Origin of the sequence: Polaromonas naphthalenivorans CJ2, assembly GCF_000015505.1 — a bacterium.
Taxonomy (GTDB): Bacteria; Pseudomonadota; Gammaproteobacteria; order Burkholderiales; family Burkholderiaceae_C; genus Polaromonas; species Polaromonas naphthalenivorans.
On sequence record NC_008781.1, the window covers coordinates 1,092,962 to 1,117,930 of the forward strand.

A 24,969-nucleotide genomic window follows, 5' to 3' on the forward strand; every position below is an offset into this window, starting at 1 on the left:
TTCCCAGCATTGCGCTGACTGGATCAGTTGCGCCAGATTCACAAACCCCCAAGCGCCCGCAGCACATTCTCCGCCGTGGCCGGCGCCTCCAGCCGCACCCGCTGCCCCGGCCGTGCCGACGCCACCGCGTCGCGCAGCGCCTCATAGACGCTGATCGCCAGCATCAGCGGCGGCTCGCCGACAGCCTTGCTGCCGAAGACGTTGTCTTCGCGGTTCGGCTCGGGCCACAAACCGACCTTGAAATGCTCGGGAACATCGCCCGTGGTCGGGATTTTGTAGGTGCTGGGGGCATGCGTGCTGAGCAGCCCCTGGTCGTTCCAGACCAGCTGCTCGGTGGTCAGCCAGCCCATGCCCTGCACGAAGCCGCCTTCGATCTGGCCGATGTCAATCGCCGGGTTGATGCTGTGGCCCACGTCGTGCAGGATATCGACCTTCAGCACGCGGCTCTCGCCGGTGAGTAGGTCGATAGCCACTTCGGTGCAGGCCGCGCCGTAGGCAAAGTAGTAAAACGGCCGGCCGGTCAGCGTGTTCTTGTCGTAATGGATCTTGGGCGTGCGGTAAAAGCCGTCGCTCCAGAGCTGGATGCGGTTGGCGTAGGCGAGCTTGACGACTTCGGTGAACGGCCGCGTGCCTGTCGGCGTCGTGACCTGGCCGCTCCTGAACGACACCGCGCCCGCGCCGCAGCCGTCCAGCCCGGCGACGAACTGCGCCAGGTTGTCGCGCACCGTGCGCGCGGCGTACTGCGCGGCCCGGGCGTTGAGGTCGGTGCCGGCCGACGCGGCGGTGGCCGAGGCGTTGGGAATCTTGCCGGTGTCGCTGGCGGTCATCAGCACCTGCTCGAAGGCGATGCCGAGTTCGTCGGCGACGATCTGCGCCACCTTGGTGTTCAGGCCCTGGCCCATTTCGGTGCCGCCGTGGTTCACCTGGCACGAGCCGTCGGTGTACACATGCACCAGGGCGCCGGCCTGGTTGAACAGCGTGGCGGTGAACGAAATGCCGAATTTCACCGGCGTGATGGCGATGCCGCGCTGAATCACCGGGCTGCTGGCGTTCCATGCCGAAATAGCCTCCCGTCTTTGCTGGTAGTGCGCAGTCAGCTCCAGTTTTGATAGCAAAGGCTCCAGGATGTTGTCCTCGACCTTCATCTGGTAGTGCGTCACGTCGCGCTCGCCGATGCCGTACAGGTTGCGCCTGCGCACGGCTAGCGGGTCCAGGCCGAGCTGGCGCGCGATGTCGCCCATGATGGTCTCGATCACGATCATGCCCTGCGGACCGCCGAAGCCGCGAAACGCGGTGTTGCTCTGGGTGTTGGTCTTGCAGCGGTAGGACGCGATCTCGACATCCTGCAGAAAATAGGCGTTGTCGGCGTGGAACACCGCGCGGTCGGCGACCGGGCCGGACAGGTCGGCGCTGAAGCCGCAGTTCACCGCCATCATGAGCTTCAGGCCGGTGATGCGGCCGGTGTCGTCAAAGCCCGCCGTGTAGTCGTAAGCAAACGGGTGGCGCTTGCCGGTGACCAGGAAATCGTCGTCGCGGTCCATGCGCAGCTTGACCGGCTTGTTGAGCTTGCGCGCGGCGATGGCGGCCCAGACCGCCATGTGGCCGGCCTGCGTTTCCTTGCCGCCAAAGCCGCCGCCCATGCGCCGGCATTCGACGCGCACGGCGTGCTGGTCGATGCCCAAGGCGTGCGCCACCCAGTGCTGGATTTCGCCCGGGTGCTGGGTGCTCGAATACACCAGCCACTGGTTTTGCTCCTGCGGCAGCACGTAGGCGACCTGGCCTTCGAGGTAGAAATGCTCCTGGCCGCCGACTTCGAGCGTGCCGTGCAGCGTGTGCGCCGCCGTTTTGAGCGCCGCCTCGGCATCGCCGCGTTTGACGAACACCGGCGGCAGCACATAGCTTTGCGCCTTCAGCGCGTCATGCACGCTCAGGATCGCGGGCAGGGCGTCGATCTGGCACTTGACCTGCCGCGCCGCGCGCCGCGCCTGCATCACCGAGTCGGCAACCACCACGCCGATGACCTGGCCGATGTGCTCTACCCGGTCCAGCGCAAAGACCGGCTCGTCGTGCGCGAAGTTGCCCAGCAGCGGGTCGCCGGGGATGTCGTGTACCAGGATCACATCGCGCACACCGGGCATGGCCAGCGCGGCCCGGCTGTCCACGCCCAGCAGCCGGCCATGCGCGACGGTGGACAGAATCGGCGCGGCATACAGCGTTCCCTTGATCTCGGGAATGTCGTCCACGTAGGTCGCGGCGCCCAGAACCTGGGCGCGCGCGCTTTCGTGAAAGCGCGACGTTCCGGCCGCCTGCGCCGCCGGGGGCGGGCTGATGGCCGCCGGCTGCGGGCCGGCCAGCAGGTCGGCATGCGCGTTGGCCGCATTCACGTCGGGGTCGGCGACTTCATCGCGGCTCACGGAAAAGTTCTTGTCCATGGTCATGGCGTTTCTTCCAGCATGAAAGAGGCCAGGTTGATCTGCTGCATTCCCTGGCTCTCCAGCCAGTAGCGCTCAAGCAGCTTGCCCAGCACTTCGGTGCGGTAGGCGCTGGAGGCGCGCATGTCGGAAATCGGCGAAAACTCGGCGCGCAGCACATTCATGGCCTGCCGCACGGTGTCCAGCGTCCACGGCTGGCCGGTCAGGAAGGCTTCAGTCTGGACGGCTCTGGCCGGCGTTGCCGCCACGCCGCCCGCGCCGATGGACGCACGGGCCACGACGCCTTGGTCAATGTGCAGCTTGATGGCCAGGCAGACGGCGGAAATGTCGTCGTCGTAGCGCTTTGAGATTTTGTAAACCTTCAGCGTCTCCTCTGGCGTGGCTTTGGGCACCCGGATAAAGGCCAGCACTTCATCGGCCGCCATCACGGTTTGCCGGTAGCCGGTGTAGAGCGCTTCGAGCGCCATCTCGCGCTGGCCATGCTCGCTCATCAGTACGATCCGGGCATTCAGCGCGATCAGCAGCGGCATCGAGTCGCCAATCGGCGAGCCGTTGGCGATGTTGCCGCCCAGCGTGCCGGAGTTGCGCACTGGCAGCCCGGCAAAGCGGCTGGCGAAGTTGTGCAGCTGCGGCCGGTCCTTGATCAGCGCGCCAAAGGCATCGGCCAGCGTCACCGCCGCGCCTATCAACAGGTGGTCGGGCTGGTCTTCAATGTGGCGCAGCTCCTCCACCTGGGTAAGGTCGAGGATTTCGCCGAACTGGCGGTGCTGCTTGGTCACCCACAGGCCCACATCGGTGCAGCCGGCCACGAGCTGCGCTGTCGGGTGGGCGGCGCGGTCCTTGAGCAGATCGGCCAGCGTGTACGGCAATTTATAAGCCGAATCGACCTCTTGCGCATAGCCAGCTTGCGCGAGCAGCTCCAGTTTTGATAGCAAGGTGTCGTGGTCGATTGCCACGGGCGGCAGGCTGCCCATGATTTGCGCGGCGTCCAGAATCGGCCGGTAGCCGGTGCAGCGGCACAGGTTGCCCGAGAGTTCCTCTTGCGCCAGCGCCCGCGTGATGGGCTGGGACGTGGCATTCAACGCCGCCGGGCCGAGCGTGGGGGCCACATAGTTCTGATACATGCCGAACAGGCTCATGACGAAGCCGGGCGTGCAAAAGCCGCATTGCGAGGCGTGGCACTGCACCATGGCTTGCTGCGCCGGATGCAGGGTGCCGTCCTGCTCGGCAATGTCCTCGACCGTCCACAGCGCCATGCCGTCAATCGAATGCGCCAGCCGGATGCAGCTGTTGATGGCGCGAAAACGCAGGGCGCCGTCCTCGATCTGGCCGAGCACGACGGTGCAGGCGCCGCAGTCGCCTTCGCCGCAGCCTTCCTTGGTGCCGGTGCAGCCGAGGTCTTCGCGCAGCAGCTCCAAAACGGTGCGCCCGGGTGGTACATTGCCCAGATTCACCACTTCGCCCCTGCGGATGAAGCGGAGAGTCCTGGCGGCGGGCTGAACAACAATGGGGTGGGTGGTCATGGGAATCAGGTTAAAACAATCGGGCTTTGAACTGCCTGCAGCGCTTCATATTACCGCCTGGGCGGACAGGTATCAACGATCTCGGGCATGGCATCAAGCTTGCTGCAGGCCTGCATGCAAAGCAAGGAAAATGCCGCGCTGCCGCGTGAAGGGACCGGCGCCTGATATGCTCTTAAAAAGATAGCTGTCAGCGCCCGTGCTGTATGCGCAAAGAGGCAAAAACCCTTAAGAAAACAAAAAAATAAGGCGATTCAAGATAACCCATGACTGCTTCACCGACCCCTAGCTCCCGCAGCGCCGCCGCGCCGCCCCGGCTGCAGCTTTTCGGCATCAGCAAAAGCTACCCCGGCGTGGTCGCCAACAGCGACATTGCGCTCGCCGTGCTGCCCGGCCAGATTCACGCCGTGCTGGGTGAAAACGGCGCCGGCAAATCGACCCTGATGAAAATCATCTACGGCTCGGTCAAGCCCGACGCGGGCAGCGTGTCCATCGACGGCCAGCCGGTGGTGGTGCGCAACCCGCAGGAGGCGAGGGCGCTGGGCATCAGCATGGTGTTCCAGCATTTCAGCCTGTTCGACACGCTGACCGTCGCTGAAAACGTCTGGCTCGGGCTGGACAAGCATTTGACGCTGGCCGACGTGTCCCAGCGCATCCTGGAAACCACCAAGGCCTACGGCCTGCAGCTCGACCCGACGCGGCCGGTGCACACCTTGAGCGTCGGCGAGCGCCAGCGCGTCGAGATCGTTCGCGCGCTGATGACCCATCCGAAGCTGCTGATCCTGGACGAACCGACCTCGGTGCTGACGCCGCAGGCGGTCGAAAACCTGTTCGTCACGCTGCGCACGCTGTCCAGCCAAGGCTGCAGCATTCTGTACATCAGCCACAAGCTGCACGAAATCCGTGCGCTGTGCACCGCGTGCACCGTGCTGCGCGCCGGCAAGGTGTCGGGCGAGTGCGACCCGCGCGAGGAATCGAACGCCTCGCTCAGCCGCCTGATGATCGGCGCCGAGCCGCCCGCGCTGGAGCGCCGCGTGCTGAAGACCGGCGACGTGGTGCTCGATGTGAAGCAGCTCGACCTGGCGAAAGAAGAGCAGTTCGGCGTCGATTTGCACCAGGTGGCGCTGCAGGTGCGCGCGGGCGAGGTGGTCGGCATTGCCGGCGTCTCGGGCAACGGCCAGAAGGAGCTGCTGTATGCGCTGTCGGGCGAGGACACGCGCGCGGCCGCCGGAGCCATCACCGTCAAGGGCCAGGGCGTCGGCAAGATGAGCCCGGCGCGGCGCCGCCGTCTCGGCGTGCATTTCGTTCCCGAGGAACGGCTGGGGCGCGGCGCGGTGCCCCTGCTGCCGCTGGCGCGCAACCTGCTGCTCACGCGCAAGGACGCGGTGGGCGCGGGCGGCTGGCTCAGCACCGCCAGGCTGCAGGCGCAGGCCCGGATGATCATCGAGCGCTACAAGGTCAAGTGCGGCGGGCCGCAGGCCGTCGCCAAGTCGCTGTCAGGCGGCAACCTGCAAAAATTCATCATGGGCCGCGAGATTGACGCCAGGCCGGCGCTGCTCATCGTCTCGCAGCCGACCTGGGGCGTCGATGTGGGCGCTTCCAGCCAGATTCGCGGCGAGCTGCTCAAGCTGGCGGGCGCGGGCGGCGCGGTGCTGGTGGTCAGCGAAGAACTCGACGAGCTGTTTGAAATCTGCGACCGGCTGTATGTGATGGCCAAGGGCCAGTTGTCGCCTTCGCTGCCGCGCGCCGACGCCACGGTCGAGAAGGTCGGCTTGTGGATGAGCGGCCTGTGGGCGCCGGCCACCGCAGCAGACAAAGCAGGAGCGCGGCATGAAGCTTGAAATGCGTCCCCAGCCGTCGTCGTTCTGGAGCTATGCCTCGCCGATTCTGGCGCTCTTGATCACCGTGGCCATCGGCATCGGCCTCTTCATGGCGCTGGGCAAGGACCCGGTCAAGGGCCTGCAGGTGTTTTTCTGGGAGCCGGTCAGGTCGCCGTATGCGCTGGGCGAGCTGCTGGTCAAGGCCACGCCGCTCTTGATCATTGCGCTCGGGCTGGCGGTGTGCTTTCGCTCGAACGTCTGGAACATCGGCGCCGAAGGGCAGTTCGTGATGGGCGCGCTGGCCGCCGGCGGCATCGCGCTGCTGGCCGACAAGACCACCGGGCCGTGGATCATCCCGGCCATTCTGGCGGCGGGCGTGCTGGGCGGCATGGCCTGGGCGGGCATCACCGCCTTCCTGCGCGACCGCTTCAACGCGAATGAAATCCTGGTCAGCCTGATGCTGGTCTATGTGGCCGAGCTGATCCTCAACTACATGGTGTTCGGCCCCTGGAAAGACCCGGCGGGCTACAACTTTCCGCAGACCAGGACCTTCGAGGCCGTGACGCAGATTCCCCGGCTGATGCAGGGCTCGCGCGTGACGGTGGGCATCTTGCTGGCGCTGGCCGGCGTGGCCGCGCTGTGGCTCTACCTGTACCGCACCTATGCCGGCTTTGCGCAGGAGGTCAGCGGCCAGGCGCCGGCCGCCGCGCGCTACGCAGGCTTTTCATCGCGCCGCGCGCTGTGGGTGGCGCTCTTGATCTCGGGCGGCGCGGCCGGGCTGGCCGGTGCGCTGGAGGTGGCCGGGCCGATTGGCCAGCTCACGCCCTATGTGCCGGCGGGCTACGGCTTTGCCGCCATCATCGTGGCCTTTGTCGGGCGGCTGCATCCGGTCGGCGTGGTGTTCTCGGCCATCTTGATGAGCATGTTCTACATTGGCGGCGAGCTGGCGCAGTCGCGCCTGGGCCTGCCCAAGTCGATCACCGGCGTGTTCCAGGGCCTGCTGCTGTTCAACCTGCTGGCCTGCGACACCTTGATTGCCTACCGGCTGCAGCTCTTCAAACCGCTTCCCGTTTCCGCCCAAGGAGGCCGCTGATGGATTCCACCGCCTTGCTGCTGGCCGCCACGCTGAGCGCCGGCACCGTGCTGGCGATTGCCTCGCTGGGCCTCCTGATCAATGAAAAAGCCGGCATCGTCAACCTAGGCGCCGAGGGCATGATGCTGTGCGCGGCCATCGCCGGCTTTGCCACCGTGATCCACACCGGCAACACCTGGCTGGGCTTTGCCGCCGGCATGGCGGCCGGCGCCTTCCTGGCCGCCATCTTTGGCGGGCTGGTGATCTGGCTCAACACCAACCAGTACGCCACCGGACTGGCGCTGACGCTGTTCGGCACCGGCTTTTCGGCCTTTGCCGGCATCAAATATGTACAGGAAAAGCTGCCCGAGCAGACGCAGTACCCGATTCCGTACCTGGCCGACATTCCGTTCTTCGGCCCGGCGCTGTTTCGCCAGCATCCGATGGTCTATGTCGCCATGGCGCTGACGGGCGGGCTGATCTGGTTTTTGTACCGCACCCGCGCCGGGCTGGTGCTGCGCTCGGTCGGTGAAAGCCCCGAGTCGGCGCATGCGCTGGGCTACCCGGTGCGGCGCATCCGCCTGGCCGCCGTGATGGCCGGCGGCGCGCTGTGCGGGCTGGCGGGCGCCTATGTGTCGCTGGTCTACACGCCGCTGTGGGTCGAGGGCATGATTGCCGGCAAGGGCTGGATCGCGCTGGCGCTGACGACCTTTGCCACCTGGCGTCCGGCCCGGGTTCTGCTGGGAGCCTATCTGTTTGGCGGCGTGACCATGCTGCAGTTTCATCTGCAGGGGCTGGGCGTGAATGTTCCGAGCCAGCTTTTGTCCATGCTGCCCTACCTGGCGACCATCGTGGTGCTGGTGCTGATTTCGCGCAATCCGCTGTGGATTCGCGTCAACATGCCAAGCTCCATCGGCAAGCCGTTTTACCCCGGTGCCTGATTTGCCAGCCGCATAATGACTGGCTGTTTCCAGGCGCCACCGGCCTCTATTTTTTTGACCCTTGATTGAAAGCGACATCACATGACAGACCTGCAAAAACGCTCCCTGCTCAAGCTCGCGGCCCTTTCGGCGGTGGCTGCTGCGGCCCTGATGGGTTGCGGCAAGAAAGAGGAGGCCGCGCCCGCGCCTGCGCCCGCACCGGCCGCCGCCGCTCCGGCCAAGGCCGAACCCTTGAAAGTCGCCTTTGCCTATGTCGGCCCGGTCGGCGACGGCGGCTGGACCTATGCCCATGACAACGGCCGCAAGGCGGTCGAAAAAGAGTTCGGTGACAAGGTCGTCACCAGCTTTGTCGAAAAAGTCCCCGAGTCGGCCGATGCCGAGCGCGTGATCCGCGACATGGCGGGGCAGGGCAACCAGCTGATCTTCGGCACCACCTTCGGCTACATGGAGCCCATGCTCAAGGTCGCCAATGACTTGAAAGATGTCAAGTTCGAGCATGCCACCGGCTACAAGACCGCCGCCAACATGCGCACCTACGACAGCCGCACCTACGAAGGCGCCTACATGGCCGGCGTGGTGGCGGGCAAGATGAGCAAGACCGGCACGCTGGGCGTGGTCGGCTCGGTGCCGATTCCCGAGGTGGTGCGCAACATCAACAGCTTCACGCTGGGCGCGCAGTCGGTCAACCCGGCGATCAAGACCAAGGTGGTCTGGGTCAACGAGTGGTTCAATCCACCAAAAGAAACCGAAGCCGCCACCGCGCTGATCAACGGCGGCGCCGACGTGCTGTTCCAGAACACCGACTCGTCGGCCGTGCTGCAGACTGCCGAGAAAATGGGCAAGCGCGCCTTCGGCTGGGATTCGGACATGACTGCCTACGGCCCCAAGGCCCACCTGGCTTCGGCCGTGATCAACTGGGGTCCGTACTACATCAAGGCCGTGGGCGACGCGCTGCAAGGCAAGTGGGCCGGTGGCACAAGCGCCTGGTGGGGTGTGAAGGAAGGTGCGATTGACCTGGTGTCCATCGCCGCCGACGTGCCCGACGACACCAAAAAGCGCATCGACGAAGTCAAGGCCGGCCTGAAGGATGGCAGCTTTTCGATCTGGAAAGGCCCGATCATGGACAACACCGGCAAGGAGTTGCTGGCCAAGGATGTGGTCGCCGACGACAAGTTCCTGGGCGGCCTGAAGACCTACGTCAAGGGCGTCGAAGGCAAGGTTCCGGGTAACTGAAGATAATGACGCGATGCTCCGCGCCCTAGGGCCGGAGCGCTCGCATTGTCAGTTTTGAGCTGCCTTCGGGCAGCTTTTCTTTTTCAGGATATTGAAATGAACCTTGTCAAACCCGTTGCCGCCGACCGCCTGCCCGCGCTGCTCAGGCTCATGCCCAAGGCCGAGCTGCACATCCACATCGAAGGCTCGCTGGAGCCCGAGCTGATCTTTGCGCTGGCCCGGCGCAACGGCGTGGCGCTGCCCTATGCCAGCGTGGACGCGCTGCGCAGCGCCTATGCCTTCACCAACCTGCAGAGCTTCCTGGACATCTACTACGCGGGCGCCAGCGTGTTGCTGACGGAACAGGATTTCTACGACATGGCGCGTGCCTACCTGCTGAAAGCGGCGCAGGACAACGTGATCCACACCGAGCTGTTTTTCGACCCGCAGACGCACACCGCGCGCGGCGTACCCATGGAAACCGTGATCAACGGCCTGCACCGCGCCTGCGTCGATGCCCAGGCCGAGATGGGCGTGAGCGCTTCCCTGATCCTGTGCTTCCTGCGCCATCTGAGTGAAGAGGATGCCTTTGAAACGCTGGAGCAGGCGCTGCCTTTCCAGGACAAGTTCATCGGCATCGGGCTCGATTCCGGCGAGGTTGGCAATCCGCCCGAAAAGTTCGCCCGCGTGTTTGCCCGCTGCCGCGAACTGGGTTTCCATCTGGTCGCGCATGCCGGCGAGGAAGGGCCGCCGGCCTATGTCTGGACCGCGCTGGACGTGCTCAAGGTCGAGCGCATCGACCACGGCGTGCAGTCCAGCCGTGACGCCTTGCTGATGCAGCGGCTGGCCCAAGACCGCATCGCGCTGACCGTGTGCCCGCTGTCCAACCTCAAGCTGTGCGTGTTCCCCGATCTGGCCAGCCACAACCTGCGGCAATTGCTCGATGCCGGGCTGGCGGCCACCGTCAACTCGGATGACCCGGCTTACTTCGGCGGCTACATGAACGAAAACTTCACCCAGACCTTTGCCGCCGGCCCGTTCAATGCCGAACACGCCTACCGGCTGGCGCGCAACAGTTTCGAGGCCAGCTTCATCGACGAGGCGGCCAAGGCGCGCCATATTGGCCGGCTTGACGAGACCTTCGCGACGTTTCAATAGACGCTGGCATAGAAAAGAAAAACACCTTCATGGCGCTGATCGAAAAACAGGCAACCCGACCTACCGCATCCACTCCGTCGGGCGCCTGGCCCATCGCACTGGCCGGGCTGGTGGCGCTGGCCGTGGCCATGGGCATAGGCCGGTTTGCCTTCACGCCCATCCTGCCCATGATGCTCAGCGACGGTGTGGTCGATCTGCCGGGCGCCAGCTGGCTGGCCAGTGCCAACTACCTGGGCTACATGCTGGGCGCCATTTTTTGCACGCTGCAGCCGTGGATCTGGGCGCGTCTGCGCTGGCTGCCCTTGCTGGCCTATGCGTCGCTGGTGCGTGCCGGGCTGCTGGCCACCGGCGCGCTGACGCTGGCCATGGCGTGGCAGTTGCCGGCCGCCTGGCCGGTGCTGCGCCTTGCCGCCGGCATCACCAGCGCGGTGGTGTTTGTCTATACCTCGGGCTGGTGCCTTGCCCGCCTGTCGCGGCTGGGCGTGCCGGCCATGGGCGGCGTCATTTACGCCGGTCCGGGCGCGGGCATTGTCGTCAGCGGCCTGCTGGCCAGCGGCATGGTGTCCCTGCACTGGACGGCGGCCACCGGCTGGCTGATTTTTGGCGTGCTGGCGTTCGGGCTGTCGGCCACGGTCTGGCAGGTTTTTGACGGCGGAAATGAACGCCTGGCCCCGCGTGCCCTGCATGCGCCAGGGGTGCCCGGCTCGGAGTCCGTTCGCCACGGCGTGGCTGAAGTCACCGTTTTCAGCTTGGCCTATGGCCTGGCCGGCTTCGGCTACATCATCAGCGCCACCTTTTTGCCGGTGATTGCCCGCGCCGCGCTGCCCGGTTCGGCGTGGCTGGACCTGTTCTGGCCGCTTTTCGGCCTGGGCGTCACCCTGGGTGCGCTGCTGGCCACCCGCCTGCCGCCCGGAAAAGACTTCCGGGGCCTGCTGGCGGGCTGCTATGTCCTGCAGGCGGCCGGCATCGCGGCCAGCCTCTGGAGCCCCAGCCTGGCCGGCTTTGCCATCGGCAGCCTGCTGCTGGGCCTGCCGTTCACCGCCATCACCTTTTTTGCGATGCAGGAGGCGCGGCGCCTGCGTCCGGCCAGCGCCGCCAGCTTCATGGGGCTGTTGTCCGCGACCTATGGCGTGGGGCAGATTCTCGGCCCGCCGCTGGTGGCGCTGCTGCTCAGGCATGCCGCGAGCACCGGCGAGGGGTTCACCCTGTCGCTGGAAATCGCGGCCGGCACCTTGCTGGCCGGTGCGCTGCTGTTCGGCTGGATGGCCAGGGCTTACCCGGTGCAGCGGCGAGGCGAAGCCCCCGCACGGGCTTGAGCGCAGGGCCGGGTCGCGCATGCACCCCCGCTTCGGACTCCTGCCCTTTTTGGCTCAGTCTGCTGATTGACAAGGCAAAAACTCCGGCCTATAAAAGTTATGCACTCGCTACCGAAGGAGAATGCCATGAAAGCTTCAAAATCAGGTTTGGCTTCGATCTCTGCCGCTGTCGCGGCCTGTGTTGCCCTGGTGGCAACCCCGGTCAGCGCGGAGACGGACGTGTCGGGATCGGACCATGCCTTCAATGAAATGATCGGGATGATGGCCGGCCGGGATACCGGCTCCGGATGGCTCGACTACTACGTCGAGGAACTCAACCAGCAAATTGCCTTTCAAGAAAGCATGCAGCCCTATGGCGCAGCCGGCCCGAACGGTCCGCTTGACGGGTTTAACGGCTATGTTGCGGGCTTTCGGATGCCAGACACGGGTTCGACGTGGTTCAACAATTACGTCGATGCAGTCAACTCTGTCATTAAACAGAAACAGCAATGGATGCCCCCCGGCCCCTAGTCAGAGTTTTAGGGGCACGGCTCGACGGTTGTTAATCTCCCGCAGGTCCATTCATGGATGTGCGGGGTGCGAGCGGGATGGCAGCCAATTTTTCCCCGCGTGACTCGCCGCCGTCAGCCAGCCCAAACAGTTCGAGCACCTGGTCAGCCAGCGTCTTGTCCAGGCTTGCCGCTTGCCAGTCCGCCATGTATTGCGCAAATGGCTTGCTGGCGCTGGTCTTCGTGGGGTTCAGGTAAGTAATCGACTGCCACAGTTCGGGATGCGCCTCGAACAATGGCAGCAGATTTGCGGCCACAAGCTCGTTTTTTTCGCGCAGGTAGGGGTTGTCGCTTAAGGCGGACTGGTTCTGCGCATACCAGTCACGCAGTGATTGGCCTGCAGGCAGATGGCGGTGCGATTCACTCATCAGACGGAGGGCGTAGGCCGAAAACAGGGGTGCGTAACCCGTCCAGTTCCGCGTCGGGGGATTCGTCTCCCAGACGACCGCGAGCCGCCGCAGGGTAAAGAGTGAAGCGGTTTCGCACAGCGCCTCTTCAAACCACTGATTGCTTTCGTCCACTTTTCCGTCACCGATGGTTTCCTTGTGGTCGAAATTTGACAGCACATGGCACAGCTCATGGGAAAACTGAAAGACGTACTGGAACCAGCGCTCGTCCCTGGCGGTCAGCTGGATGACGTATTGCCCTTCCACGCCACGCTCATAAAGCACCTTGGGCGACCCGCGACGGGGAATCACGCGGATGCTGAGGGCGCCACTGGACGTCCCGGCGTGGGTCAGGAGTTCGGCCGCGACCGAGTCGAGCACCCGTTTGATATCCCGAACATCCGCGTTTCCCCAATCCCCCGGGGCGACATCGATAGTGATCGCCTGCTTTTTCGAAACCTGATCCTTGCGCAATGTTCCAAGCGGATCCATGGCGTCAAACTTGGTCGCGGCTCCGGCATGCATCGACACTGAAGCCGAGAGCATGAAAAGCGCGAGCCTGCAGGCCCGCACAACCCAACTTAAAGCATTCATGATGCAACCCCCGCATGATTCTCAAGGCCGCCGGGAAGCAGCGCCATCCCGCGACCTCCAGTGGGGGGCCGCCAGAACGAATCGGCTGGATTAGCCGACACCTTCCCGTACCTTCTTAAAGTCTAGCCTGTCTCCCCTGTTGCCACAAGGGCGCTTCCAGGATGCCGACGCCAGCCATTGCGGTTATTCCCGCTGACGCCGCACTGAAGCATCAATGAACCTCGATTGCGCCGGCCCGGTTCCGGGCATGGGCCGGGTGCATGGCCCGCTCCCTTAAAATACCTTCATCAGCGTGCTGTCCCGGTGCGCTGGTGTTTTTATTTCGGGGCCATGTAGAGGACTACCATGTATAAAAACCTCGCTGCCACGCTCGTGGCCGCCTGTTTTATTTCTCCCGCTTTTCCCCAATCGCCGCCGCTGAAAATCGGCTTCGTCTATGTCGCGCCCGTCACCGACGCCGGCTGGGTGCACCAGCATGACGAAGGCCGCAAGGCGGTCGAGGCGGCGCTGGGTGGCCAGGTCAAGACCACCTATGTCGAAAACGTGGCCGAAGGCGCCGACGCCGAACGCGTGATCCGCGACCTCGCCAGCCAGGGGAACCAGCTGATTTTTACCCCCAGCTTCGGCTACATGGAGCCCACGCTCAAGGTGGCCAGGGACTTTCCCGGCGTGAAGTTCGAATCCATCACCGGCTACAAGACCGCGCCCAACGTGGCGGTGGCCAATGCGCGTTATTACGAAGGCCGTTACCTGGCCGGCATTGCCGCCGGCCGGCTGAGCGGAAATGCCGGTTATGTGGCGGGTTTTCCGATTCCCGAGGTGATCCAGGGCATCAACGCCTTCACGCTGGGCATGCGCTCGGTCAACCCGACGGCCACCGTCAAGGTCGTCTGGCTCGGCGCCTGGTTCGACCCGCCGCGCGAGCGCGAAGCGGCCATGACGCTGTTCAACCAGGGCGTTGACATCATGGCGTTTCATACCGGCTCGGATGCCGTGATGCGCGCCGCCCAGGAGCGCGGCAAGCTGGCGGTGGCCTACCATTCCGACATGCGCAAGGTGGCGCCCGATGCGCAGGTGCTGGCCATCACGCACCAGTGGGGCAGTTATTACACCAACCGCGCGAAAGCTGTGCTGGCCGGCAACTGGAAGAGCGGCGCGCTCTGGGGCGGGGTGAAGGAAGGCATGATTCGCGTTGACAGCTTTGGCCCCAAGGTGCCGAAACCCGTCGCCGACGAAGTTCTAGCGCGCCAGCGCGACATTGCCGCCGGCAGGCTGCATCCGTTCAAGGCGCGCACCGCGCTGCTGGACAACGAAGGCCACGAAGTGCTGGCCGCCGGAAAAACGCTGAGCGACGAGCAGATCCGCGACATGAACTTCCTGGTGCAGGGCGTTCAGGGCAAGCTGACGCCATCAACCGGGAAACCATCATGAGCTACCAAGTCAAGGAAATTTTCTACACCCTGCAAGGCGAGGGCAGCCATGCCGGCCGGCCGGCGATTTTTTGCCGTTTCGCCGGCTGCAACCTGTGGTCGGGCCGCGAGCCCGACCGGGCCACGGCGGTCTGCCGGTTTTGCGACACCGATTTTGTCGGCACCGACGGCACGCTGGGCGGCAAGTTCAAAAATGCCGAAGCGCTGGCGGGCTGCATCGAAGCCCAGTGGCCTGCCGGCGACAGCGCCCACCGCTTCGTGGTGATGACCGGCGGCGAGCCGCTGCTGCAGGTCGATGGCGCGCTGATCGCTGCGCTGCATGCGCGTGGTTTTGTGATTGCCGTGGAAACCAACGGAACGATTGCCGCGCCGCCGGGCATCGACTGGATCTGCGTCAGCCCCAAGGCCGGCGCACCGTGGATTCAGCGCGAAGGCCATGAACTCAAGGTGGTCTGGCCGCAGCCAGCGCTCGACTGGGCCGAACTCGAAGCCGCGCGCTTCACGCACCGCTACCTGCAGCCGATGGACAATCCCGCGTGGCGCAACAATACCGAAGCCTGCATCGCGCTGTGCCTGGAAAATCCCGCCTGGCGGCTCAGCTTGCAGACGCACAAGATCACGGGCATCCGATGAACGGCGTTTCAATGATGATGTGCGAGCTGAGCCAGACCTTCTTTTTTGATGCCGCGCACACGCTGGACCGGGCGATTGAAACCGCCAGCAGCAAGCGCATCCACGGCCACACCTATAACGCCGAAGTGTTTTTGACCGGCCAGCCCGACCCGACAACCGGCATGGTGATCGACCTGGGGCTGGTGCGGCGCGAGGTGGCGCTGCTGCGCGAGCAGCTCGACCACCACCTGCTCGACGAAGTGGAGGGCCTGGGGCCGCCGACGCTGGAAAACCTGTGCCAGTTCATCTTCAGAAAGCTGCTGCCCGCGCTGCCGGCGCTGACCTCGGTACGGGTCTGGCGCACCTCGATTGGCGATGGCTGCCGGGTCAGCCGATAACCCTGGAATCAGGTAATCTTGCGCCCATGAAAGCCTATCGCGCCTCGGTACTTTACTTTTCCGGCCCTGGTCAGGCCGTGCTGGAATCGGACGGCCTGCTGGTCGTCGGGCCGGATGCCGCAGGCCGGCAGGTGGTGCAGGCGGTGGGGCCTTATCAGCAGTTGGCGCCGCGCTTTGCCGATGTGCCGACCGAGCATTTCCCCGGCCGCATCATCGCGCCGGGCTTTGTGGACATGCACATCCACTATCCGCAGATCGACGTGATCGGCTCGCCGGCCGAGGGCTTGCTGCCGTGGCTGGAGAATTACACGTTTCCACATGAAAAAAGGTTCTCTGCGCACGACTACAGTGCGCAAGCAGCTATGTTTTTCATAGCAGAACTGCTGCGCAACGGTGTCACCACGGCGCTGGCATTCGCGACCTCGCATCCCGAATCGGTCAACGCACTGTTTGCCGAAGCGCAAAAAAGCAATTTGCGCCTGATCACTGGCAAGGTGCTGATGGACCAGAACTCGCCCGATGGCGTGCGCGATCAAACCGAGCAAAGCCTGCTCGACACTGAAGCGCTGATCCGGCGCTGGCATGGCGTGGACCGGCTGGGTTACGCCATCACGCCGCGCTTTGTTCCGAGCTGCAGCGCGGCCCAGTTGCGCGGGGCCGGCGAGCTGGCGGCGAAATACCCGGACGTGTGGGTCCAGTCGCATGTCGCCGAGAACAAGGACGAAGTCGCCTGGGTCAAGAGCCTGTATCCCGAGGCCCGCAGCTACCTGAGCGTGTACGAGCAGTTCGGCCTGATGCGACCGCGCGCCATCTATGCCCACTGCATCCATTTCGACGACGAAGACCGCGCGCTGATGCGTGGCACGGGTGCGGCCGCCGCCGTCAGCCCGACCAGCAACCTGTTCCTGGGCAGCGGGTTTTTTGACTATGAAGGCGCCGACCGCGTGGGTTTTGGCTACGGGCTGGCCAGCGATGTCGGCGGCGGCACCTCGTTCAGTCCGTTTCACACCATGCTGGCGGCGTATTACGTCGGCCGGGAAGGGCAGACCAAGCCCGGCGTGTCACTGAGCCCGCAACACCTGTGGTGGCAGCACACGGGCGGCGCCGCGCAGGCGCTGGGCCTGGGAGGCGTGGTGGGCAACCTGCTGCCCGGCTGCGAGGCTGACTTTGTCGTGCTCAATCCGAAAGCCACGGCGCTGCTGGCCCGCAAGACCGCGCAGGCTGCCAGCCTGGATGAGTTGCTGTTTGCCCTGATCGTGCTGGGCGATGACAGGTTGGTGGAACGGGTGGTGATTGCAGCTCCTGTATCTGCCGCGTGATGAGGCAGCGGGCTGGCGCCAGGCGTTTCAGCTGGTCAGCTTTTTATCGCGCAGATGGCGCGCAAGGCCACAGTAGCCGTCCTTTTTCAAAATTTCGCTTTCCACCTTGGCGGGCAGCATCTTTTCCTTGATCAGGGCGGCGGCTTGCAGGCCCTGGGACTCACGAATGAAGCTCAGGATTTTCTCAAACTTGAAAATCTCGGCCTGGCAGCGGTTTGGGCTTTCTTGCGCTGATGGGCTGGCGGCCACCGGGTTTTGCGCCTGGACGGGCAACAGGCTGCTGGCCAGCAGCAGCGCAGCGCCGTAAATCATGTTTACGTGTTTCATAGGTGTTTCTCCTGTAACGAAAATGATGATTTTCAAGTATATATGTGTCAATGTGTTTTTTGCTGCACTGCAACAAAAAACACATGTCCACTGATGTGGCGTCGCAACAGCGCGGCGTCCAGAGCCAGCGGGACGCACGTTTACAATGCCCGGCAGACATGGGAAGCAAACAATGAGCATCAAAAGCGACAAATGGATACGCCACATGGCCGAAACCACCGGCATGATCGAGCCCTTTGAACCCCGTCAGGTTCGTGAGCGGGACGGCCACAAGATCATCAGCTACGGCACCTCCAGCTACGGCTACGACATCCGCTGCGCACCCGAGTTCAAGGTCTTCACCAACATCCACAGCACCGTGGTGGACCCGAAAAACTTCGATGAAAAAAGCTTTGTAGACATGCACGGCGACAGCTGCATCATTCCGCCCAACAGCTTTGCGCTGGCCCGCACCCTGGAGTACTTCCGCATTCCGCGCAACGTGCTGACCATCTGCCTGGGAAAAAGCACTTACGCCCGCTGCGGCATCATCGTCAACGTCACGCCCTTCGAGCCCGAATGGGAAGGCTATGTCACGTTGGAGTTCTCCAACACCACGCCGCTGCCGGCCCGGATTTACGCTGGCGAAGGCTGCGCGCAGGTGCTGTTCTTTGAAAGCGACAAGGACGATGTCTGCGAAGTCAGCTACAAGGACCGGGGCGGCAAATACCAGGGACAGGTCGGGGTGACGCTGCCCAAGGCGTGAACTGGCGATTTTCCTGATGCAGGCTGTGGCTTCGGCACTGGCCGCAGGGATTCCGCTCCGGCTTCTTCAGTTGACGCGGTCTGAAGAGTTATCCGGCTACGCCGCCGCGTCCTGCCAGCGAACCGTGCCCCGGTAGGCATGCCAGCTGGCATGGCCGAGCAGCGGCCCGATCACAATCAGGCCCAGGCCCCAGGGCAGGAGCGCTACGGCAATGAGCGCCGTGATGACCATGCCCCAGAGCAGCATCACGCCCAGGTTTGAAAAAATCACCCGGATGCTGGTGATGGCGGCTGAAACGGCGTCAGTGTCGCGGTCCAGGATCATCGGAATCGACACCACGACGGTGGAAAAAACCAGCGCCGCAAACATTCCACCCACCGCCAGGTACACGGCGATGAACTCCCAGTTGTCGGGGTTGAACACGGCCTTGAGAACCCCGGTGGTCGAAGGCATGCCGGTATTGAAAAACACCGCGAACACCACCAGCGAGGCGCGGCCCCACAGCAGTTCCAGCACGATCAGCACCAGCACCAGCATGCCCATGCTGCGGATGTGGCTGTCCCAGCAGGTCAGCGAAGCCCCCAGTTCGGGCTTGAGGCCCTGCTCGCGGCGGCGGCTGACTTCATACAGGCCCATGGCCAGGAAGGGGCCCACCAGCAGGCAGCCGGAGGCTATCGTCAGTGTGTATTCAGGCCTGGCGCGAAACACGGCGCCCAGCGTGATGGCCATGAGCCAGAAGCACAGCCCATAAAAAAGGCCGATGCCGGGGTGCGCCTTCAGGTCGCGCCAGCCGGCGGCCAGCCAGCCAAAAGGAGCGCCGGGGCCGACCGGCCGCATCATGGCCTGCGGCCCGACAGGGGGCGGCGGCACATAGGGCGTGTCCATGACGGGAAGCCCGTCAGGCTGGGGCTGGGCTTTGAGGGTGGCCGCAGACGGCGGGCTACCGCCTGCAGGAGAAGTGGGAGAGGTCATGAAGCTTGGGGTGGAGAACAGGTAGTTATCAGTCCCAGCCTAACCAGTTCCCCCTGCCTTGACCATCAGGGAAATACCAAGCTGCGTGGCAGGCTGGTCAGGCCAGGGAAGGGTCGGCGGCCATGCTGTCAAATTTTTTGAAGTACTCCCGGGCCAGCGCCACCAGTTGGGCGTCGCTCGGGTGGTCGGCCACCACGGAGTCCACGATGACTCCAGCCACGGCGGCCTGGTGCTGGCTGCACCATTCGCGGAACTGGATGCGGGCCAGGCCCGGGCCGGCCAGCAGCACTTCATGCGTACCGGCCAAGGCAGCGGCAATGTCGGCAAAAAAAGCGCTGTTGTCGTCGGCCTTGCCCTGGTGCTTGTGGTGGCTGCGTGACTTGACCCGCTGGGCCTGCACATGTTCGCGGTCAAACATCACCACATGGGCTTCGGAATGGTCGATCCAGGTAACGGCGTGAAAAGTGCTCATGCATTGCTTTCTTGAGGGTGGTGAAAAATTTAAAAATCGGGTTTCAGGCCGAACGGTGCTGTTCCGCTTTTACCTGGCAGGAAATGCAGCGCGACACTTCGGGGCTGGCCTGCAGTCGTTGCGCCGTGATGTCGGTGCCGCAATCGATGCATTCGCCGTAAGTGCCGGCTTCAATGCGCGCCAGGGCTGCGTCGATCATGGCCAGTTCATTGGTTTCACGCTCGCCGATGGCGAACTCCAACTCGCGCTCGGTGGCCACTTGCGCGCTGGAATCCTCGCGGCGTTCAAAATGCTCTGCGGCAGCTTGCGCACGGCCCAGCGTGCCTCCACGCTGCTCGCTCATTTGCGCAAGGAGGGACGTGCGCATTTCCAGCAATTGCTGGCGATAGGGCGTCGCTTGTTGTGGGGTCATTGGGTCATCTCCTTTTGTGTATGGATTCATGATGCGCCCGCGCGCAACTCCACGCCTTGACAAGGGTCAACACTCATCAATACCTGCCGGGCATGGCTTACTTTGTCTTGCAGGGTTGCCCTGCATCAAGTTACGCCAGGCAATTTGCAGGTAAGCTTCAGGCCCATCGTGCCTCCATCCAAACTTCCTCCGCTTTCACCCCTTCCGCCGCCGGCAACCCGTGGCGCCCTGGCGCTGCCCGGCATTCGCAGCATCAGCCTTGCCCAGCCTTTGATCTGGCTGGCACGCGGCGCGCAGGACATGCGGCGCGGCGGCTGGCTGAGCCTGCTGCATGGCCTGGTTCCGGCGGCTTTTGGTGGCCTGCTGGTGCTGCTGGCGCGTGACCATTTCTGGCTGCTGGCCGGTGCTTTTTCGGGTTTCCTGGTCGTGGCGCCGGTGCTGGCCACCGGCCTGTATGCCATCAGCCGGGCGATTGAACGCGGCGAACCGGTCAATCCGCAGCTCATCGTCCAGACCTGGACGCGCTGGCAATACTCGCGTTATGCGGCCAAGGGCGGCTACTGGAGCCTGGTGCGCTTTGGCCTGCTGCTGGCATTGGCCGGCACCGGCTGGGTGCTGACGTCGGCCGCGCTGATCACCCTTCTGGCGACGCAACCCATCAACACGCCGCTGGATTTCCTGCGCCATGTCGTGCTGGCCCCGGGCCACTATGTGTTTGAACTCTGGCTCACCATGGGCGGCCTGCTGGCGGCGCCGATTTTTGCCTCCAGCGTGATTGCCATGCCCTTGCTGCTTGACCGCCGGGTCGATGTGCTGCAGGCGGTGCTGACCAGCTGGCAGGCGGTGCTGACCAACCCGGTTCCGCTGGCCTTGTGGGCGGCCCTGATCATGGGTCTGACGCTGCTGGGCCTGGGCACGCTGCTGGGCCTGATCGTGCTGCTGCCCCTGCTGGGCCATGCCAGCTGGCACGCTTACCGCGATCTGGTGGATGCCAGCGCGCTGCCCGAACGCCTGCCGCCCGAGGGAGCCGCCTGATGTTCGGTTACTCGGAGGAGCAGGTCGCAGCTTTCGGCCTGTCATTCGGCGTGGGGGCCTTCATGCTCTACATGCTGTTCATCATCGGCCAGCTCGCCTGGTCGTCCAAGGCGGGCAAGTTCGGCACTTTCGTGATCTTTCTGGGGCTGGCCTTCGGCATGGTGGGCTTTGTCGCCAAGTACTTCATCCAGTGGATGCTGGAAAGCAAATAAAGCACGGGCCGGCTTGACCGGCGGCCATGCTTCAGGTCAGCTTATTTGCAGTTTTTCAGTTGCGGTCTTGCTTGGTGGCGCGCTGGGGTGCCACGTAAGGCGCTGGCGCAGGTTCAACTGGCGCAACGACTGGGGGTGGCGTCACTGCTATGGGCTCGGGCGCCGGGGCAACATAGGCAGGCGCTACATAGGCCGGGGCTGGGGCCTGTGCCTTGGGGCCCAGTGCAATGTTCAGTCCGGCGGAGATCACCCAGTCGCCCAGGTTGCCCGAGCCACCCGAGTTACCCTTGTTGCCATGGACCTGGTAACGGGCATCGGTGCGAAAGTCGATGTTGTCCGTCAGCTGCTTGGTGAAACCCAAACCGGCTTTGAGCAGCGCATTGTCGTTATGGCCGCCAAAATTGGAGCCCTCGCGTACCCAACCCAGGCCGACTACCGCGTAGGGTGCGAAATCGGGGTTGCGGTTGAAGAAATACAGGCCATCGACACCAAGACTGGCTTGCTTGTCATTTGAGTTGTGCTTGATGTACTGGCTTCCGAATTCCACATTCCACTTTTCGTTCAAGGCTTTACCAACCGCCAATCCTACTGCGCCGCCGGTATCTTTTTGCCGTTGGTTGTCATTGATAACCACTCCGACGGTTGGCGCAATGTACCAGCGGCCGTCATGGGTAGCCTGCGCAAAGGCGGCGGTTCCGGTCAGGCACAACACGGCAGCGGTGGCAAAAAGAGACAGTTTCATGAGAGGCTTTCGGTAAGAAGAAGGAGGACGGCTGCATGCGACGCTTGCATCGGTAAGTCAATGTTACGTCTGAACACTGCCTGCAACTCTTACGTTTTCAGCCTCTTTACTGAAGGATTCGTTCTTAAACGAATGTAGGAATCTGTTACCTTCCCGTGCGTTGACGCGCAGGCCGTGGGCTCCGGCCGCTCAGCCATGCAGCCCGGCCTTTGGAAGGCACGACCTCGGTGAAGACGCTTTTATCCTACATATTGAGGCGAAAATAACCGGACTCGCCACCCAGCCTGGCCAGTAGCATCGGTCCAGCGTTACAAAGCGGAGTTGGGCGATGTTTTCAGATCATGTAAAAAAAGTTGACAGGCTTCCTTCCAGGGCTTTGCTTGCCGTGGCCGCCAGTCTTGCGTTCCTGTCGCTGCTGGCTGCCCTGGTGCAGGTGGTGAGCGGACAGGTTGAGCAAGCCCATCTTCGCCAGGCGCAGTACAACGCTGCGCAAATCGCCCTGTCAAACTGCTCGGCAAGCTACTCGGGTGCGGCACGCAGGCAATGCATCGAGCAGGTGAACGCATCCCTAACCCCTTATTCGACCTATACGCCCGAGACTGAAATGCAAGCCAATGTGCAGCTTCCCCAGATTTCCCAGCTTGCGGCACAAGGTGAAGCCAGCATGCCGGCCACCCCCAACGCCCAGGGCTTCATGCAGGCCGCGTTTGCCCGTCAGTGATGCAGGCTGCATGCGGCACCAGTCCGGGCCAGCAACCCTCATCGAGCCGGATTGGCTACCATGGGCGCATGAATGATTCCAACAGCACAGTCTGGCCTGGCTGCCAGCCCTTGAGTATTTCCCTTTCGTGCGGGCTGCCCGCCAGTAGCCCCGGCGCGTTCATTACCCTGTACACGGAGGCACTATGAAATGGGAAGGCAATCGAGAATCTGACAATGTCGAAGACCGGCGCAGCGACGATGGCGGCGGTTTCGGCGGTGGTGGCGGCCTGCTGGGTGGGCGCAGCATCGGCATTGGCACCATCGTGGTGGCGCTGCTGGGCGGCTGGGTTCTGGGCATCAATCCGCTCACCCTTTTGAGCATGCTGAGCGGAGGCGGTGCGCCCACCGCGCAGGTGCAGCAGCAAACCCCCGCGCAAAGGCCGCCGGCCGATGACCGTATGGCCGCATTTGTCTCTACCGTGCTGGCCGATACCGAAGATGTCTGGAAAGACGTGTTCGCCAAAAGCGGCGGCACTTACCAGGAACCCCGGCTGGTGCTGTTTCGCGGCGCGACGCAAACCGCCTGCGGCCAGGGCCAGGCGGCGATGGGGCCTTTTTACTGCCCCGGCGACCAGAAGGTGTACATCGACCTCGGTTTTTACGAAACCCTGAAAAACAAGCTCGGCGCACCCGGTGATTTTGCCCAGGCCTATGTGATTTCCCATGAGGTCGGCCACCATGTGCAGAACCTGCTGGGCATCAGCGGCAAGATGGACCAGATGCGTGGCCGCGTCAGCAAGGTCGAATACAACGCCCTGAGCGTGCGCCTGGAGTTGCAGGCCGACTGCTTTGCCGGCGTCTGGGCCAACCATGCGCAAAGCGCCCGCCAGATCCTGGAGCAGGGCGACGTGGAAGAGGCCATGAACGCGGCAGCCAAGATTGGCGACGATGCCCTGCAGCGCTCCGGCGGCGGCGCCGTGGTGCCCGACAGCTTTACCCACGGCACCAGCGCCCAGCGCCAACGCTGGTTTGATGCCGGCCTTAAAAACGGCACCGTCAAGGCCTGCGACACCTTCGGCGCCCGGAATTTATAAAACCCCGCCGATGATGGTTGGGCGCGAGTCTTCAGGGATGCTGTTTTAGCGAAGTCCAGGTTTTTTTGCAGAAACCTGTTTAACTCCTGAATTCATAGCACTTTATGCAGTCTGGCATTGCGCAGAAGCCTTATTTCATCATGATTTTGTCGAAATCAGGCGCATAAAATGCATGACCGGATCCTCAGCCCGGTACGATGGCTGCAGTCAGGCCAGTCACCATCCTTCAGGCATCTCCCACCTTTATTGGGCATTACCTCTTGACATCCTCCCTGCCCTACAGGACGGGGATTCCCACTGCTGGCGTGCCATGCCCGGCACGGGAACCAAACTTCTTCAGGATATTTCTGGCGGCATTCACATCGCGATCATGCACACCTCCACACTCCGAACAAGTCCAGTTCCTTATTCCAAGGCCTGCGATACCTTTCGGCCTCGAATCGGGCAAGGCGCCGCAATCCGAACAGGTCTGGGTTGTATAACTCTCACTCACTTCTTCAAACCACGCGCCATGCTTAACAGCCTTGTACGCGAGTTGACTTCTGAAGGACGACCAGCCCGCATCGAGAACGGACTTGGCCATGGTCGTTTTGGCAAGTCCTGCGGCGTTCACGTTACCCACCGCAATGTAGTCAAACTCGCGCACCAGCCGGGTGCTGAGCTGGTGGTGAAAGTCGTTGCGGCGATGGGCCATCTGCGCGTGTATCGCCGTGACGCGTTTCTTTTTGTTCGCCCGCTGCGCAACTGCCAGCGCTTGTTCGGCGCCCCGGTAGATGCGCTGGGTTTTAATCTTCTCGCCCGTGGACAGGGTGGCGAAGTCCTTGAGGCCCAAATCAATGCCAACGCCCTTGACGGGCTGGCGAACATCAGCCGCAACAGCTTGCACCTCGATCACGATGTTCAAAAACCAGTGGCCCCGGCTGTCTCTGGAGAAGTTCGTCCCGTCCTTGATCTTGCCTGCGGGCAGCGCGCGGCTGTTGAATACGCGAAAAGTGTTGCCCGCAAAGCGAAATGCATCGCCTTCGCGCTTGAGTTCGCGGCCCTTGAGGGGCACCCAGCCCAAGGACTTCTTCCCGCGATAGCGCAACCAGGGGCGCTTTTTCTGGCTGCGCGACTTGGCGTACTGCTCGCACACAGCGTTCACCGTACCCGAATGCAGCCCAAGTTCACGGCTAGCGCCGCTGGTGAGCTTGTTCAGATCGAACCCGGTATGCCAGGGCCGGCCAAAACGCAAGGCGTCTTTTTGCCGGTCGTTGCAGAAGTTCCAGACGAAGTTCACCGCCCGGCTTTGCTGGTTCAGCAAGCCAGTGAGCGACTTCACCCGGTATCTGTACACCAGGATCATTTTTGCTTTTTCAGGAAGTCGTCAATGGCGCGGCGAATCAACTCTGCGACCGAAAGACCCGTTTGCGCAGACAAAGCCTGGAGTCTTTCTACTGAGGGCTCGGTAAGGTATATATTGGTTCTTTTCATACCCACATCGTACATCCATCAAAAG

26 protein-coding genes are annotated in these 24,969 nt (G+C 63.3%); 16 read left to right on the forward strand and 10 right to left on the reverse strand.

Annotation, left to right across the window (positions count from 1 at the left end; genetic code table 11):
- Window positions 1-38: 38 nt before the first annotated feature.
- Together xdhB and xdhA are read right to left on the reverse strand one after the other, a co-directional pair.
- A complete protein-coding gene (gene xdhB, locus PNAP_RS05150) occupies window positions 39-2,438 on the reverse strand; it encodes a xanthine dehydrogenase molybdopterin binding subunit (protein ID WP_011800445.1) in 2,400 nt (799 codons plus the stop codon).
- Window positions 2,435-3,955: a xanthine dehydrogenase small subunit gene (gene xdhA, locus PNAP_RS05155; RefSeq protein ID WP_011800446.1), complete on the reverse strand. Its 1,521-nt coding sequence runs from the start codon at window positions 3,953-3,955 to the stop codon at window positions 2,435-2,437. Before xdhA ends, xdhB begins: the two co-directional genes overlap by 4 nt.
- Before the next feature lie 263 nt (window positions 3,956-4,218).
- Here xdhA and PNAP_RS05160 point away from each other — a divergent pair, with 263 nt between their 5' ends.
- The 7 genes from PNAP_RS05160 to PNAP_RS05190 all read left to right on the forward strand — a co-directional run bounded on the left by PNAP_RS05160 (window position 4,219) and on the right by PNAP_RS05190 (window position 11,981).
- Window positions 4,219-5,793, forward strand: a complete 1,575-nt coding sequence (locus PNAP_RS05160) for an ABC transporter ATP-binding protein (RefSeq protein WP_011800447.1) — start codon at window positions 4,219-4,221, stop codon at window positions 5,791-5,793.
- Window positions 5,783-6,865, forward strand: a complete 1,083-nt coding sequence (locus tag PNAP_RS05165) for an ABC transporter permease (protein WP_011800448.1) — start codon at window positions 5,783-5,785, stop codon at window positions 6,863-6,865. Before PNAP_RS05160 ends, PNAP_RS05165 begins: the two co-directional genes overlap by 11 nt.
- Complete coding sequence (locus PNAP_RS05170; RefSeq protein ID WP_011800449.1) at window positions 6,865-7,785, forward strand: ABC transporter permease; 921 nt, start codon at window positions 6,865-6,867, stop codon at window positions 7,783-7,785. The genes PNAP_RS05165 and PNAP_RS05170 overlap by 1 nt, the downstream gene beginning before the upstream one ends.
- Before the next feature lie 81 nt (window positions 7,786-7,866).
- Entirely contained in the window at window positions 7,867-9,018 is a 1,152-nt protein-coding gene (locus PNAP_RS05175; protein WP_011800450.1) for a BMP family ABC transporter substrate-binding protein, read from the forward strand.
- A gap of 96 nt (window positions 9,019-9,114) precedes the next feature.
- A complete protein-coding gene (locus PNAP_RS05180) occupies window positions 9,115-10,155 on the forward strand; it encodes an adenosine deaminase (RefSeq protein ID WP_011800451.1) in 1,041 nt (346 codons plus the stop codon).
- 29 nt (window positions 10,156-10,184) lie between these two features.
- Entirely contained in the window at window positions 10,185-11,471 is a 1,287-nt protein-coding gene (locus PNAP_RS05185) for a YbfB/YjiJ family MFS transporter (protein ID WP_011800452.1), read from the forward strand.
- Window positions 11,472-11,597: 126 nt separating this feature from the next.
- Window positions 11,598-11,981: a hypothetical protein gene (locus PNAP_RS05190; protein WP_011800453.1), complete on the forward strand. Its 384-nt coding sequence runs from the start codon at window positions 11,598-11,600 to the stop codon at window positions 11,979-11,981.
- Between the two features lie 31 nt (window positions 11,982-12,012).
- On the opposite strand, the gene PNAP_RS05195 is transcribed toward PNAP_RS05190, so the two are convergent.
- Complete coding sequence (locus tag PNAP_RS05195) at window positions 12,013-12,999, reverse strand: hypothetical protein (RefSeq protein WP_011800454.1); 987 nt, start codon at window positions 12,997-12,999, stop codon at window positions 12,013-12,015.
- Between the two features lie 345 nt (window positions 13,000-13,344).
- Between PNAP_RS05195 and PNAP_RS05200 the strand changes: the two genes are divergently transcribed.
- The 4 genes from PNAP_RS05200 to guaD are packed head-to-tail and all read left to right on the forward strand — an operon-like array spanning window position 13,345 to window position 16,758.
- Entirely contained in the window at window positions 13,345-14,430 is a 1,086-nt protein-coding gene (locus PNAP_RS05200; protein WP_011800455.1) for a BMP family ABC transporter substrate-binding protein, read from the forward strand.
- Window positions 14,427-15,062, forward strand: coding sequence for a 7-carboxy-7-deazaguanine synthase (gene queE / locus PNAP_RS05205; RefSeq protein ID WP_011800456.1), 636 nt, complete (start codon window positions 14,427-14,429; stop codon window positions 15,060-15,062). Before PNAP_RS05200 ends, queE begins: the two co-directional genes overlap by 4 nt.
- 14 nt (window positions 15,063-15,076) lie before the next feature.
- Entirely contained in the window at window positions 15,077-15,439 is a 363-nt protein-coding gene (locus tag PNAP_RS05210) for a 6-pyruvoyl trahydropterin synthase family protein (RefSeq protein WP_041377019.1), read from the forward strand.
- A 26-nt stretch (window positions 15,440-15,465) separates the two neighbouring features.
- Window positions 15,466-16,758 (forward strand): guanine deaminase, encoded by a 1,293-nt coding sequence (gene guaD, locus PNAP_RS05215; protein ID WP_011800458.1) that lies wholly within the window; start codon window positions 15,466-15,468, stop codon window positions 16,756-16,758.
- Between the two features lie 27 nt (window positions 16,759-16,785).
- Here the strand turns inward: guaD and PNAP_RS05220 are convergent, their stop codons facing one another.
- Window positions 16,786-17,085 (reverse strand): hypothetical protein, encoded by a 300-nt coding sequence (locus tag PNAP_RS05220; protein WP_011800459.1) that lies wholly within the window; start codon window positions 17,083-17,085, stop codon window positions 16,786-16,788.
- A 172-nt stretch (window positions 17,086-17,257) separates the two neighbouring features.
- Here PNAP_RS05220 and dcd point away from each other — a divergent pair, with 172 nt between their 5' ends.
- Entirely contained in the window at window positions 17,258-17,830 is a 573-nt protein-coding gene (dcd, locus tag PNAP_RS05225) for a dCTP deaminase (RefSeq protein WP_041376538.1), read from the forward strand.
- A 96-nt stretch (window positions 17,831-17,926) separates the two neighbouring features.
- Here dcd and PNAP_RS05230 read toward each other — a convergent pair whose 3' ends face one another.
- The 3 genes from PNAP_RS05230 to PNAP_RS05240 form a co-directional block, all read right to left on the reverse strand.
- Window positions 17,927-18,802 carry a DUF2189 domain-containing protein gene (locus PNAP_RS05230; RefSeq protein WP_011800461.1) on the reverse strand — a complete coding sequence of 292 codons (876 nt, stop codon included), beginning with the start codon at window positions 18,800-18,802 and terminating at the stop codon, window positions 17,927-17,929.
- A gap of 97 nt (window positions 18,803-18,899) precedes the next feature.
- Window positions 18,900-19,274: a hypothetical protein gene (locus PNAP_RS05235; protein ID WP_011800462.1), complete on the reverse strand. Its 375-nt coding sequence runs from the start codon at window positions 19,272-19,274 to the stop codon at window positions 18,900-18,902.
- Between the two features lie 43 nt (window positions 19,275-19,317).
- Window positions 19,318-19,686, reverse strand: coding sequence for a TraR/DksA family transcriptional regulator (locus tag PNAP_RS05240; RefSeq protein ID WP_011800463.1), 369 nt, complete (start codon window positions 19,684-19,686; stop codon window positions 19,318-19,320).
- A gap of 168 nt (window positions 19,687-19,854) precedes the next feature.
- On the opposite strand from PNAP_RS05240, the gene PNAP_RS05245 reads away from it, so the two are divergent.
- Together PNAP_RS05245 and PNAP_RS05250 are read left to right on the forward strand one after the other, a co-directional pair.
- The gene (locus PNAP_RS05245; RefSeq protein WP_011800464.1) at window positions 19,855-20,721 is read left to right on the forward strand and encodes a DUF2189 domain-containing protein; all 867 of its coding nucleotides are present in this window, start codon (window positions 19,855-19,857) and stop codon (window positions 20,719-20,721) included.
- A complete protein-coding gene (locus PNAP_RS05250; RefSeq protein ID WP_011800465.1) occupies window positions 20,721-20,933 on the forward strand; it encodes a DUF2788 domain-containing protein in 213 nt (70 codons plus the stop codon). Before PNAP_RS05245 ends, PNAP_RS05250 begins: the two co-directional genes overlap by 1 nt.
- A gap of 55 nt (window positions 20,934-20,988) precedes the next feature.
- On the opposite strand, the gene PNAP_RS05255 is transcribed toward PNAP_RS05250, so the two are convergent.
- Window positions 20,989-21,675, reverse strand: a complete 687-nt coding sequence (locus PNAP_RS05255; protein WP_011800466.1) for an outer membrane beta-barrel protein — start codon at window positions 21,673-21,675, stop codon at window positions 20,989-20,991.
- Between the two features lie 385 nt (window positions 21,676-22,060).
- Here PNAP_RS05255 and PNAP_RS05260 point away from each other — a divergent pair, with 385 nt between their 5' ends.
- Together PNAP_RS05260 and ypfJ are read left to right on the forward strand one after the other, a co-directional pair.
- Window positions 22,061-22,396: a hypothetical protein gene (locus PNAP_RS05260; RefSeq protein WP_157040215.1), complete on the forward strand. Its 336-nt coding sequence runs from the start codon at window positions 22,061-22,063 to the stop codon at window positions 22,394-22,396.
- 184 nt (window positions 22,397-22,580) lie between these two features.
- A complete protein-coding gene (ypfJ, locus tag PNAP_RS05265; RefSeq protein WP_011800468.1) occupies window positions 22,581-23,471 on the forward strand; it encodes a KPN_02809 family neutral zinc metallopeptidase in 891 nt (296 codons plus the stop codon).
- 277 nt (window positions 23,472-23,748) lie between these two features.
- Here ypfJ and PNAP_RS05270 read toward each other — a convergent pair whose 3' ends face one another.
- Window positions 23,749-24,816 (reverse strand): RNA-guided endonuclease InsQ/TnpB family protein, encoded by a 1,068-nt coding sequence (locus PNAP_RS05270; RefSeq protein WP_011800469.1) that lies wholly within the window; start codon window positions 24,814-24,816, stop codon window positions 23,749-23,751.
- Window positions 24,813-24,959, reverse strand: a complete 147-nt coding sequence (locus PNAP_RS28300; protein WP_083758019.1) for a ribbon-helix-helix domain-containing protein — start codon at window positions 24,957-24,959, stop codon at window positions 24,813-24,815. Before PNAP_RS28300 ends, PNAP_RS05270 begins: the two co-directional genes overlap by 4 nt.
- Window positions 24,960-24,969 lie beyond the last annotated feature (10 nt).